11 protein-coding genes and 3 riboswitches are annotated in these 13,032 nt (G+C 44.8%); of the genes, 10 read left to right on the top strand and 1 reads right to left on the bottom strand.

Features of this window, described 5'->3' with window-relative positions:
• Positions 1 to 419: 419 nt before the first annotated feature.
• The 5 genes from ACGTN9_RS10000 to ACGTN9_RS09980 all read left to right on the top strand — a co-directional run bounded on the left by ACGTN9_RS10000 (position 420) and on the right by ACGTN9_RS09980 (position 8,288).
• A complete protein-coding gene (locus ACGTN9_RS10000; protein ID WP_499592360.1) occupies positions 420 to 1,385 on the top strand; it encodes an AAA family ATPase in 966 nt (321 codons plus the stop codon).
• Positions 1,382 to 2,647 (top strand): DUF58 domain-containing protein, encoded by a 1,266-nt coding sequence (locus tag ACGTN9_RS09995; RefSeq protein WP_499592358.1) that lies wholly within the window; start codon positions 1,382 to 1,384, stop codon positions 2,645 to 2,647. The genes ACGTN9_RS10000 and ACGTN9_RS09995 overlap by 4 nt, the downstream gene beginning before the upstream one ends.
• Complete coding sequence (locus ACGTN9_RS09990) at positions 2,644 to 4,857, top strand: transglutaminase TgpA family protein (protein WP_499592356.1); 2,214 nt, start codon at positions 2,644 to 2,646, stop codon at positions 4,855 to 4,857. Before ACGTN9_RS09995 ends, ACGTN9_RS09990 begins: the two co-directional genes overlap by 4 nt.
• 32 nt (positions 4,858 to 4,889) lie before the next feature.
• A riboswitch (purine riboswitch) is annotated at positions 4,890 to 4,991 on the top strand.
• Between the two features lie 90 nt (positions 4,992 to 5,081).
• Positions 5,082 to 6,623, top strand: a complete 1,542-nt coding sequence (gene guaA, locus ACGTN9_RS09985) for a glutamine-hydrolyzing GMP synthase (protein ID WP_499592447.1) — start codon at positions 5,082 to 5,084, stop codon at positions 6,621 to 6,623.
• Between the two features lie 79 nt (positions 6,624 to 6,702).
• A riboswitch (purine riboswitch) is annotated at positions 6,703 to 6,804 on the top strand.
• Positions 6,805 to 6,953: 149 nt separating this feature from the next.
• The gene (locus tag ACGTN9_RS09980) at positions 6,954 to 8,288 is read left to right on the top strand and encodes an NCS2 family permease (protein ID WP_499592354.1); all 1,335 of its coding nucleotides are present in this window, start codon (positions 6,954 to 6,956) and stop codon (positions 8,286 to 8,288) included.
• 96 nt (positions 8,289 to 8,384) lie between these two features.
• Here the strand turns inward: ACGTN9_RS09980 and ACGTN9_RS09975 are convergent, their stop codons facing one another.
• Positions 8,385 to 8,810: an Hsp20/alpha crystallin family protein gene (locus ACGTN9_RS09975; RefSeq protein ID WP_499592352.1), complete on the bottom strand. Its 426-nt coding sequence runs from the start codon at positions 8,808 to 8,810 to the stop codon at positions 8,385 to 8,387.
• Between the two features lie 139 nt (positions 8,811 to 8,949).
• Between ACGTN9_RS09975 and ACGTN9_RS09970 the strand changes: the two genes are divergently transcribed.
• The 5 genes from ACGTN9_RS09970 (at position 8,950) to purB (ending at position 12,983) form a co-directional block, all read left to right on the top strand.
• Positions 8,950 to 9,516 (top strand): DUF2179 domain-containing protein, encoded by a 567-nt coding sequence (locus ACGTN9_RS09970; RefSeq protein WP_499592350.1) that lies wholly within the window; start codon positions 8,950 to 8,952, stop codon positions 9,514 to 9,516.
• The gene (locus tag ACGTN9_RS09965) at positions 9,488 to 9,691 is read left to right on the top strand and encodes an NETI motif-containing protein (RefSeq protein ID WP_499592348.1); all 204 of its coding nucleotides are present in this window, start codon (positions 9,488 to 9,490) and stop codon (positions 9,689 to 9,691) included. Before ACGTN9_RS09970 ends, ACGTN9_RS09965 begins: the two co-directional genes overlap by 29 nt.
• Positions 9,692 to 9,760: 69 nt before the next feature.
• A riboswitch (purine riboswitch) is annotated at positions 9,761 to 9,861 on the top strand.
• Between the two features lie 190 nt (positions 9,862 to 10,051).
• On the top strand, positions 10,052 to 10,543 hold the full coding sequence (gene purE / locus ACGTN9_RS09960; protein WP_499592346.1) for a 5-(carboxyamino)imidazole ribonucleotide mutase: 492 nt from the start codon (positions 10,052 to 10,054) through the stop codon (positions 10,541 to 10,543).
• Positions 10,533 to 11,657 carry a 5-(carboxyamino)imidazole ribonucleotide synthase gene (gene purK / locus ACGTN9_RS09955; RefSeq protein ID WP_499592344.1) on the top strand — a complete coding sequence of 375 codons (1,125 nt, stop codon included), beginning with the start codon at positions 10,533 to 10,535 and terminating at the stop codon, positions 11,655 to 11,657. The genes purE and purK overlap by 11 nt, the downstream gene beginning before the upstream one ends.
• Before the next feature lie 33 nt (positions 11,658 to 11,690).
• Positions 11,691 to 12,983: an adenylosuccinate lyase gene (purB, locus tag ACGTN9_RS09950; protein ID WP_499592342.1), complete on the top strand. Its 1,293-nt coding sequence runs from the start codon at positions 11,691 to 11,693 to the stop codon at positions 12,981 to 12,983.
• Positions 12,984 to 13,032 lie beyond the last annotated feature (49 nt).

The following is a 13,032-nucleotide window of genomic DNA, read 5'->3' as shown; positions in this document are numbered from 1 at the left end:
GTGAGATATTTTTCAAAAATGAAAATCGGCAGTAAGACCTTTTCCTTAACAGGCGCCTATGTCAGGGAATGTAGTATCATAAAGATTACGGCTTCTTCTCATTCCTTACACAGAATAGGAAAGTTATTGGAAGAACCCCTCCATCTATGGCGACTGGAGTTTGAAGGAGAAGGTTACCGGGAATCCATTCGCGGAAAATTCCGCATAGAAATGTATGACAATTTTATCCTGTTAAAAAATTTTCGTAACTTCAAGCTGAAAAATGTGTGAAAAGCCTTATTTATAAGGCTTTTTTGTATTTTTGCATAGATAGGTCGAAATGCGGTGAACTTTGTCCCATTAGACAGGATATAGTATAGTTGAAATATACGGAAAATTTAATTTTTCTAGGAGTTATCGAAGGTGAGAGGAGTCGACAAATGACCCAGCAATTATCCTTATACGAACCGAAAATTTCGGAAGTGTTGAAGAATGTGAATAAAGTAATGGTAGGAAAAGAGGAGGTCACCCTCTTAAGTATGGTGGCCCTTTTAGCAAAAGGACATGTCCTGTTGGAAGACGTACCAGGTGTCGGAAAGACCATGATGGTACGGACAATTGCGAAATCACTGGATTGTGAGTTCAAACGGATCCAGTTCACCCCAGACCTGTTGCCGTCTGATGTGACTGGTGTGTCTATTTATAATCCGAAAGAAATGGAATTCCAATTCCGGCCGGGACCGATTTTGGGGAATGTCGTCCTTGCTGATGAGATCAATCGTACCTCGCCGAAGACTCAGTCCGCTTTATTGGAAGGGATGGAAGAATCCAGTATCACGGTGGAAGGTTCTCCCGTGCCATTAAAAGAACCTTTCTTTGTCATGGCGACCCAGAACCCGATTGAATACGAAGGAACTTATCCTTTACCGGAAGCGCAGCTGGATCGTTTCCTCCTCAAGTTGAATATGGGGTACCCGACAGTACAGCAGGAACGGGAAATGTTGAGTCGCACCTCAGGAGAACATCCATTGACCACTGTAGAAGCTGTGCTGACCAAGGATGAATTGATTGATATTCAAAATAAGGTAAAAGATGTCTATGTGGACGATACCATCCATCATTATATCGTTGATATCGTAACGGCCACAAGAGAACATGAGGGTGTTTATCTTGGCGTAAGTCCCCGTGGTTCCATTGCGTTGATGAAAGCTGCTAAAGCATATGCCTTCATTCAGGACCGGGATTACGTTATTCCGGATGATGTGAAATATTTGGCCCCGTTTGTGATGCCACACCGCATCATATTGACTTCAGAGGCGAAGTTTGAAGGATATACACCGGAAGGCATCACCAAGACCATTCTTGAAAATATCGCCATTCCTGTACAAAGGACTAAGCATGAATGAAACGCTGGTTAAGTTTTACCCTTCAGTTATTGGTGATTCTGCTACTGTTTGCGGTGGTATATTCCTATGCAATGTTCCAGGGTGGTTTTGTCAGCTGGTTTTTGTTTACGGCTTTCTTGCCTTTTATCCTCTATATGTTGCTGCTATTGGTATATCCGCTTGATAACTGGAATGTTTCCCGGCATTTATCCAAACGGATTGTCCAGGCAGGTGAGTCTGTTGAGGTTGAAGTCATATTGACCAGACGGACCCCTTTCCCGCTCTTTTATTGTGTGCTCGAAGAGTATTTCCCTGATTCCTTGAAAAAGCGTGATACCCATATTGAAAAATTCCACTGGATGGCTCAGCCTCAAAAAGTAATCGATGAACGAGTGATGAAACGGGTGGTATTTCCGTGGTTTCAACGATCGATTCGTTATCGTTATGAACTGGATCATATCCCGAGAGGCGAACATCATTTGAAATCAATCCGGATTAAAACCGGTGATTTTTTTGGTTTCATCAAAAAGGAACACGTTTTTGAATCCGATCACATGCTGATCGCGTATCCTTACCGTCGTGATCTGCAATACAAAGAACAGGCGTACAGCTACCAACAGGGAGCCAGTCCATCATTATCTCTTAGTGATAAGAACACAAACATTGTGGCTGGTGTCCGGGAATATATGCCAGGGGACCGATTCCAATGGATTGACTGGAAAGCGACGGCTCGCAAAGATGCTATAATGACGAAAGAATTTGAGCAAGAAAAAAGTGTGGATATGCTGGTGGTATTGGATGCCAGCAGACGAGCGTCACAAAATATGATTGCCTTTGAAGGGGCAGTGGAATTGACCGATTCACTGCTTGCCACGCTGCAAAAGAAATCTTCCCAATTGATGGTGAAGACGATGACGGATCGGTCCGCTTCGTTTTCTTTTCAGCAGAATAAGATGCAAATGGAAAATATCCGGCGTCACTTATCGACGATCATGCCTGTAGGTCAGGCCTCTTTTTCTAAGCGTTTAGCAAAGGAGCAGCGCCAGCTACCGGCAGGAGTCATAACGATGGTAGTGACCACGGCGCTTGATGACGAGCTCTTAGAAGCACTTGTCCGCTTGCAGCATAAAGCTAAACGAGTGGTTTTGTTTTTTATCAGTCCATCAACAGAAATCACAGCACACACACGCAAGCTGATGAAACAACTGGATTACCGAAACATCATCGTTAATCTTTTAACCGAAGAAGAGCTGAGCAAGAAGAAATTCGAGGTGAAGGTATGACACTCTCTCGTAGTCAACAACAAAATTATTATCAGCTGATCCTGTACCTATGTGGATTTCTGTTATTTTGGGAATGGATGCGTCCGTTAGAAAAAGTGACGGATACCCATAACCTGACGATTTTTGTGATTTATGCAGCCTTCTGTTTTTTTATCTCCTTTTTACATGTCAATTGGTGGCTTTCCATGCCATTGAAATTTCTGGGGCTTGTGTTCATTTTAGATGGATTGTTTCTTTATGAAAGATTGTTCAGTAAAGAATGGTTCATCATTGTATATCAGCAGTTCGCTTATAACTTTGAAGTGATACTGGCTCAGTCATGGGGGGAGATGACGGGGTTCTTCAGAAGCTTTTTGTTCCTGGTTCTGCTTTGGCTGATGAGTTATCTATTATACTTCTGGTTTGTCGTCGCCAAGCGAATCTTCCTTTTCGTGCTGATGACCTTCATCGTCATTACGGTCATGGATACATTTACGGCGTATAACGGCCAGTGGGCGATCGTACGGACATTTTTAATCGCTCTTATCGCCCTTGGGGTTTCTAGCTTTTTCAAAGAAATGGAAAAAGAAGAGGTCACATGGATGGGGATGAACCGGTTACGGCGGTGGGTACTGCCGATGTCAGCGATCATCTTATTATCCACGGTTGTGGGCTATGCCGCTCCTAAACCGGGCCCGCAATGGGCTGATCCCGTTCCTTATCTGGAGAGTGCGGTCGGTGGCAACAGTGGCACAGGTGGTAGCGGGAAAGGCATCCAGAAAATAGGCTACGGTGAAGATGATACCGAGTTAGGCGGGGGTTTCCTACAGGATGAAACACCAGTCTTCCAGGTGGCTGCTAAAAAAGAAAGATACTGGCGGGTAGAATCAAAGAACCATTATACCGGTAAAGGCTGGGAAAATACCCTAGAAGAAGATAGACGTCAGATTAATGGCGGCGATCTCGGAATCAAAACGTTCACGGATGAAGTAGAAACCGAAGAACAATTTACCGTAGTCAACTTCACCAATGAAGCGGACTTGAAAAAAATGGTCTACCCCTATGGTGCCGAAGAAGTGGTAGCCTACCCGGAAGACTTTCAATTTTATGTCAACCAGCCGACAGGAGAAGTCACAACCCGAAAGAATGATAGGGCAAGTCAGATTCCTGGCTACCGGATGAGGATTGATGTGCCTTCTTATGAGTATGACCAATTAAGAGAAGCAGGAGAAGACGATCCGGAGGATATTCGTGCAACCTACCTCCAGCTTCCGGATAACTTGCCGAATCGAGTCGGGAACCTTTCCCGGCAAATCATTAAGGATGAAGATAACCGCTACGATGCTGTAAAAGAGATAGAAGATTACTTTTCTTCCAGCGGGTTTGAATACAATACGGAAGACGTAGCCGTGCCTGGAGAAAGTGATGACTATGTCGATCAGTTTTTATTTGAAACGCAGAAAGGCTATTGTGATAACTTTTCTACCTCCATGGTCGTCATGCTGCGCTCTGTCGGAATCCCGGCACGCTGGGTGAAAGGGTTTACTGGCGGGGAGCTGCATCAGTCAGATGTCGAGTTGGATGACGGCGAGTCGTATAATTTGTATCAAGTGACAAATGGCAATGCTCATTCATGGGTAGAGGTCCATTTTCCTGGAATCGGCTGGGTGCCATTCGAACCAACCAAAGGCTTTTCAAATCCTACCGACTTTTATGTAGATACAGAGGAAGCGGGGGATAGTTCAGAGGAAGAAGATTCAGCGGATACCACCACTCCTGAAACAGGAAATCCCCAACAGCAAATGGAAATTGAGGAAGATTTCAATGAAGGTGAAAGTGGAACGGGAGCTGCTGGAGATCGCGGTAACTTCTGGAAGTATCTTATCTTAGCTATTGTAGTAGTTGGAATAACGATTGTTTTATACCTCACAAGGTTCCGATGGATGTCCGCCTATCTGAAGCGTAGATATAAACATATTGAAGATGCAGCCACTTATCAAAAAGCTTACCAATATCTACTGAAACTCCTTGATTATAAAGGGATGCAGCGGAAGTCGAACCAGACACTCCGGGAATATGCCCGGGATGTAGATATGCGTTTCCAGTCGAATGATATGAAAATATTGACGCACCATTATGAACGGATGCTCTACCGGAATGAACAACAATCCAATCAATGGGACAAGGTAACAGAATTATGGGAAAATTTAATTAACAAGGCATTGTCTTGATTCTTATCATCCCCATTGATAGAATGAATGAAAATTACAACCAAACACACCTTCATATATCCTCGATAATAGGGTTCGAGAGTCTCTACCGGGATGCCGTAAATGTCCTGACTATGAAGGCGGATTTCCATTGATGATAGCGGACTTCTGCCTTCCTATGTCCAGGGGCAGAAGTCTATTTTTTTACGATGATTAAGCTTTTTGGAGAAAAGGGAGCTGAAGAAATGACACAGATGGACGACTTTATTCTTGTGCTGGATTTCGGAAGTCAATACAACCAGTTGATTACAAGACGGATCAGGGAATTTGGAATATATAGTGAGTTGCATTCCCATAAGCTGACCGCTGATGAAGTGAAAGCGATGAATCCGAAGGGAATCATTCTTTCCGGTGGACCGAACAGTGTTTATGGAGAAAATAGTTTCCGTTGCGATGAAGAGATCTTTGAACTCGGTATCCCTGTTCTTGGCATTTGCTACGGGATGCAGCTGATGACGCACCATTTCGGTGGAAAAGTAGAGCGGGCAAACGAGCGTGAATACGGAAAGGCTGCTATTACACTGAAAGAGTCCCAGCCTGTCCTATTTCAGGATACTCCATTGGTTCAAACCGTCTGGATGAGCCATAGCGACAAGGTGATCGAAGCTCCTCCGGGTTTCACTACGGATGCTACGAGTCCTTCTTGTCCGGTAGCCGCAATCAGTGATGAAGAGCGTAAAATGTATGGCGTGCAGTTTCATCCAGAGGTACGCCATTCGGAATATGGAAATAACCTATTGAAGCAATTCGTCTTCTCTGTCTGTGATTGTGAAGGAGACTGGACGATGGAAAACTTCATCGATATGGAAGTTGAAAAAATCCGTGAACAGGTCGGCGACCAGAAAGTCCTGTGCGCATTGAGCGGCGGGGTCGACTCTTCTGTCGTTGCTGCTTTGATCCATAAAGCAATCGGCGACCAGCTGACATGTATATTTGTCGATCATGGACTTTTGCGGAAAGGGGAAGCTGATAGTGTCATGCGCACCTTCCGCGATGGTTTTAACATGAATGTCATCAAGGTGGATGCCAAAGACCGGTTTATGAATAAGCTTGCGGGTGTGTCGGATCCGGAACAAAAGCGAAAGATCATTGGCAATGAGTTTATCTACGTTTTTGATGATGAAGCGGCTAAATTGAAAGATACCCATTTCCTGGCCCAAGGAACGCTTTATACCGATATTATCGAAAGTGGTACCGATACAGCCCAGACTATCAAATCTCACCACAATGTCGGCGGGCTTCCGGAAGATTTGCAATTTGAATTGATTGAACCATTGAATACGCTGTTTAAAGATGAGGTCCGTGTGCTTGGCTCTGAGCTTGGCGTCTCTGATGAAATTGTATGGAGGCAGCCGTTCCCAGGTCCGGGACTTGCGATTCGTGTGTTAGGAGAAATTACCGAAGAAAAGCTGAAAATAGTTCGTGAATCCGATGCAATTCTTCGTGAAGAAATTAGCAACGCCGGCCTGGACCGGGATATCTGGCAATATTTCACGGTTCTTCCGAATTTCCGTTCCGTCGGGGTTATGGGAGACACACGGACTTATGACCACACGATCGGAATCAGAGCGGTTACTTCTATCGATGGCATGACGTCCGATTGGGCTCGTATCCCGTGGGATGTTTTAGAGAAGATTTCAACTCGCTGTGTCAATGAAGTCGATCATATCAATCGTGTCGTCTATGATATAACAAGCAAGCCGCCTGCGACTATTGAGTGGGAATAACGAACATTACCAATATTTGATTTAATAATATTCGGTTTTTGTGTTGACAACTGTCGGAAAGGCTCGTACGATAAAAGAGAAATTAATACCGTTACACCGTCGTATAATTTCGGGGATAAGGCCCGATCGTTTCTACCAGGCTGCCGTAAATGGCCTGACTACGCTGGTGAATTGGACAAGTGGCAAAGGTGTATTATTTTGCTGCTGGTCTAATTCCCCCACGTCAGTTCAGCACTCCTGGAGAAGTTCCGGGAGTGCTTTTTATTTACTTGAACGAAGTGCTGACGCTTTTGGACATACGACTGGTTAAAATAGAGGGGGAGTATTACAATGAAGAAGTTTTTTAGATTCGAAGAGTTCGGAACAAATTACCGGACAGAATTCATGGCTGGTATGACGACGTTTCTGGCGATGGCATATATTTTATTCGTCAACCCGGCGACCCTGGCACTTGTCGGAATCGAAGAGTTGCCTGAAGGCGTGACACGCATTGATCAAGGGGCGGTGTTCACAGCTACTGCTATTGCTGCTGCTATTGGTACCTTGATTATGGGGCTATTCGCCCGCTATCCGATTGCGTTAGCTCCGGGTATGGGATTGAACGCATTCTTTGCTTACACGGTTGTGTTAGGGTATGGAATTCCATGGGAAACGGCCCTTGCTGGTGTTTTGGCATCTGGACTTATTTTTATTGTTTTAACACTGACCGGCCTGCGCGAAAGAATCATCAATGCTATTCCAGCCAATTTAAAAATGGCGGTTGGGGCTGGTATCGGGTTATTCATCGCCTTCATCGGTTTTCAGAGTTCGGGAATTATCCAGGCTAATGAAGCAACTTTGGTTGAACTTGGTGATTTGACCTCACCAACCGTTCTGCTAGCCATCTTCGGTATCTTCGCATCTGTCATTTTATTGTCGCTCGGAATCAAAGGCGGAATTTTTTATGGGATGATTCTGACTGCTGTCGCTGGCATGATCGTTGGGTTGATCGACCCGCCGAGTGGGGCCGGAGATGTCGTAGGAAGCGTACCAAGTATTGCACCTACTTTTGGACAGGCTATCCTCCACTTTGGAGATATTTTCACGATCGAAATGCTGGTAGTCATATTGACGTTCTTATTTGTTGATTTCTTTGATACTGCTGGAACATTAGTTGCTGTTTCGACACAAGCTGGTTTTATGAAAGATAATAAATTGCCACGTGCAGGACGTGCTTTGTTCTCTGACTCTGCTGCAACCGTGGTAGGGGCAGTGGCTGGTACATCAACCACAACTTCTTATATCGAATCGACTGCTGGTGTTGGAGCCGGCGGCCGTACGGGTTTTACTTCTGTCGTAACTGCCGGGTTTTTCTTATTAGCTCTGTGGTTCTCTCCTTTGTTGGGAGTAGTGACTGCGGAAGTAACGGCCCCAGCGTTGATCATCGTCGGCGTGTTGATGGCATCATCTTTGAAAAATGTCGATTGGGATCAATTTGAAATTGCTGTCCCTGCCTTTTTCACCATCATCGCGATGCCGCTGACGTATAGTATCGCTACTGGTATTGCGCTTGGATTCATTTTTTACCCGATTACAATGATTATGAAAGGGCGGATCAAAGAAATCCATCCGGTCATGTACCTATTGTTTGTCATCTTTATTCTTTACTTTATTTTCTTGTCGTAAAAGAGCTGGACGCAAACATTTGCGTTATAACACTAAATAAAAATAACCAATGCTGCACGAAAGTCAGCATTGGTTATTTTCACAAGAGAGATGCATTTATTCTTCTTCCATATTAGTGATTTGAATACGATTCTTTTGGTCGGCATCTGAAATCAAGCGGTGGAGCTGCACGACTAATAACCCTTGTTTATAGGACGCATGAATTTTATCGTCCCGGACAGGGTAAGGCAGGTCGACTTTACGATCAAAAGCCCCTTGAATGATTTCGCCTTTCAGCTGTTGGCCGCCTTTCTGGTTGATTTCGACTATCCCTCTGACTTCTAATGTGGCGTGATTCACGAAAACATCTACCTTATTTAAGTCTTTTAAACCAGGGATATTGAAAATGCACAGCAGTTCATTATCATATTGATATAAATTCATTTGGGGCAGCGGGGGCTTGACCAGTCCTTCAAAATCTCCCCAGAAATCATGGCCAAAAAAACGATCCAGATTCTTTTTCCAATCATCGAATTGATTCATGGTGATCCAGCCTCTCCCTTAAAATGTTAAAAAGATATTGTGCAGATGATTATTCATGTTATATAGTGTATGCATATCTTTTACCTGTGTGAATACCCATGAGGTGGGACGATAAGTTAATAGGTTTGGAGGGGCTGCCATGCTGGATAATGCCTTGGTCATGATCGCCATCATTTTAGTCATCAATATCGTGTACGTATCCTTTTTTACCATCCGGATGATTTTGACCTTGAAAGGACAGCGGTATTTAGCTGCTTTGATCAGTATGTTTGAAATTGTTATTTATATCCTCGGTTTAGGTTTAGTATTGGAAAATCTTGATCAGATCCAGAATGTCATCGCTTATGCAGTCGGGTATGCACTCGGTGTCATTGCCGGTATGAAAATTGAAGAAAAGCTGGCACTTGGGTACATTACTGTGAACGTGATTTCATCCAGCCCGGACATTGAATTCACCCGTAAGCTGCGGGAAAAAGGGTACGGGGTTACCAGCTGGTTTGCCTATGGGATGGAAGGTGACCGGTTAGCCATGCAAATACTGACCCCTCGCAAGTATGAATTGAAGTTATATGAGACCATTCGTACACTTGACCCGAAAGCATTCATCATCGCTTATGAACCGAAACAGATCCACGGTGGGTTCTGGGTCAAACAGGTGAAGAAGGGAAGGTTGAGTAATGGCGAAAAACAAGAAAATACGCTTTGAAGTCCATGAAGGTGAAACCATCGATCAATGCCTGGACCGGATGAAAAAGGAAGGCTACACACCGATCCGAAGGGCAGAAGAGCCGATTTTTCAGGAAATGAAGCGTGACGGCACGAAAGCCTACGAACCGGTTGGGCGAAAAATTGTCTTCCAGGCGATAAAAAACGAACAATGAAAATGAACATGATTTTAAATGTTCGTTTTTGGCGTTGACAGCTATTCGAACAAATTGTTATGATGGATGTAGAAATTGAATAGAGCACCTCATATAAGACGGGAATATGGCCCGTTCGTCTCTACCCGGCAACCTTAAATTGCCGGACTATGAGGAAGATGGATCATTGCTGTCTTGCAATGGTTATATTCGGTATCCGCAAAAAGCGTCTACCCATCTTCTCTCAGTCGTAGAGGAGGTTGGATAGGCGCTTTTTGTTTTATAGGTGAAAATCCGAATAAAAGCTCAAAAAAAGCTGCTAACAGCGTGAAAATTTGAAGTTACGCGCGAATCCGTAAATTTAACGAAAAGAGGGATTTGATGACTAAGGTAGGAGTAATTATGGGAAGCATTTCCGACTGGTCGACGATGAAGCATACATGTGATGTTCTGGATGATCTCGGAATCGCCTATGAAAAAGAAATCATTTCCGCTCATCGGACACCGGAAGATATGTTCCGCTATGCAGATGAAGCAAGAGATAAAGGGTTGAAAGTGATTATCGCCGGAGCTGGTGGTGCCGCTCATTTGCCGGGGATGGCAGCAGCCAAGACGACCCTTCCGGTCATCGGTGTCCCGGTTGAATCCAAAGCACTGAAAGGGATGGATTCACTATTATCGATTGTCCAGATGCCAGGAGGCGTCCCGGTCGCTACGGTTGCTATCGGTACAGCTGGGGCGAAGAATGCTGGGCTATTAGCTGCAGAAATCCTTGGTGCTTTTGATGATGAACTTGCTGGAAAACTGGCAGACTATCGTTCCGATATGAAAGAAAAAGTAAATGAGATGAGGAGAGAGCTTCATGACAGTTAGACTCAAACCGGGCCAGACGATTGGAATTTTAGGAGGCGGACAGCTGGGACGGATGATGGCTGTAGCAGCGAAGCATATGGGCTACAGGATCGCTGTGCTGGATCCGAAACCTGATTGCCCATGTGCCCAGGTCGCTGACTATCATATCGAGGCAGCCTATGATGACCTGGAAGCTGCTGAACAGCTTAATAAGGTCAGTGATGTCATCACCTATGAATTTGAAAATGTCGACCTGAATGTGGCGAACATGCTCGAAAAGACGGGGAAACTCCCGCAAGGGTCACTACCTTTGGAAGTCACGCAAAATCGACAAAAAGAGAAACAAATCGCTGTCGAATCAGGTTTGAATGTGCCGGAATATGAGATAGTTCAAACGTTTGATCAAGTAGAAACAGCTATCCAGACGATCGGTTACCCTGCAATCATTAAAACGATTACGGGAGGATATGACGGGAAAGGGCAGATGAAGCTGAATGAAGAAGGGGATCTCGCGGAAGTAGAAAGCTTTATCGCTCCAGACTCTACTTACATTATTGAAGCGTTCATCCCTTTTGAACAAGAAATTTCGGTAGTATTTACACGAAGTCAAACGGGAGACATAACTTATTTCCCAATTGCAGAGAATACCCATAATAACCAGATTCTTCATCAGACGCAGATACCGGCAGCAATCACCGAAAAAGTGGCAATTCAGGCTAAAGAAGCTGCAAAGACATTAGCAGAGCATTTACAAGTAGTCGGCACATTTACTGTCGAACTGTTTGTAAAAGATGACCACGTGTATATCAATGAAATGGCACCGCGCCCACATAATTCCGGTCATTATACGATTGAAGCATGCAACGTCTCACAATTCGAGCAGCATATCCGTGCAATTTGCGGACTTCCGCTACTCAAAATCCAATCTTTTCCGGCTGCGGTCATGATCAATATCCTCGGGAAACATCAGGAAGAACTTTTTGCTAAGCTGCCTCAACTTTATGATTTTCATCTCCATGACTACGGCAAAAAAGAAGCACGGCCGGAACGGAAGATGGGACATATCACGATGATAGGGGAGAGCTTAGACGAGATTTTTAAAAGGATAGAAGAAAATCAGCTTCCCACATGGTAAAGTGTTGGGTGGGACAGTTTTAGGAGGAGTAACATGATCGATCGTTACACACGTCCAGAAATGGGAGCTATCTGGACAGAAGAAAACAAGTACAAAGCATGGCTTGAAGTTGAACTGCTTGCCTGCGAAGCGTGGAGTGAGCTTGGCATTATTCCGAAAGAAGATGTGGAGAAGCTGCGCCAGCATGCATCGTTTGATATCGAGCGTATCTATGAAATTGAAAAAGAAACACGCCATGATGTCGTCGCCTTTACCCGTGCTGTTTCCGAAACGGTAGGGGAGGAAAGGAAATGGGTCCATTACGGGCTGACTTCAACGGATGTCGTTGATACCGCCCTTTCCTACTTATTGAAGCAGGCGAATGAAATCATACGTAAAGATTTGGTGCAATTCATCGACATCCTGGCGGACAAAGCCCTGGAGCATAAGCATACCGTCATGATGGGACGCACCCATGGGGTCCATGCCGAACCGACGACTTTTGGTTTGAAGCTTGCCCTATGGTATGAGGAGATGAAGCGCAACCTGGAACGTTTGGATCTCGCCATCGACCATATCGAAGTCGGAAAGCTTTCCGGGGCGGTTGGCACTTACGCCAACATCGATCCATATGTAGAGGATTATGTATGCCGCAACCTGGGACTTAAGCCAGCGCCTGTATCGACGCAGACACTGCAGCGTGACCGTCATGCTCATTACGTTTCTACCTTAAGTTTGATTGCGACATCGATTGAAAAAATGGCCGTTGAAATCCGCGGGCTGCAAAAAACGGAAACCCGTGAAGTGGAAGAATTTTTTGCAAAAGGTCAAAAAGGTTCTTCGGCAATGCCGCACAAACGTAATCCAATCGGATCTGAGAATATGACCGGAATGGCAAGGGTGATCCGAGGTGAAATGATGACTGCGTTTGAAAATGTCGCTCTCTGGCATGAACGCGACATTTCCCATTCATCCGCGGAACGTGTCATTTTACCGGATGCGACCATCGCGATTAATTACATGCTCAACCGGTTTGGAAACATCGTCAAAAACCTGACTGTATTCCCAGAGCAGATGAAAGCCAATATGGAGAAAACCTACGGCTTGATTTTCTCACAGCGGGTGTTGCTGACATTGATTGATGAAGGCATGGTGCGTGAAGAAGCTTACGACTTGGTGCAACCGAAGGCGATGGAGGCCTGGGAGCAAGGTATTCCATTCCGAGAGTTAATTGAATCAGACGTAAAAATAACATCAACACTGTCCCCTGAACAAATCGACCAATGCTTTGATTACAATCATCATTTGAAAAACGTAGACCGTATTTTCGAACGAATTGGATTGTAGTCGACTGGAGGGGAGGAACACATGGTGTTTCTCCCTTTACTTTTACTAA

The organism is Halobacillus sp. B23F22_5, assembly GCF_043497085.1.
Taxonomy (GTDB): domain Bacteria; phylum Bacillota; class Bacilli; order Bacillales; family Halobacillaceae; genus Thalassobacillus.
The sequence above is the reverse complement of the archived record's forward strand: the minus strand, read 5'-3'. Positions and strand labels throughout refer to the sequence as shown.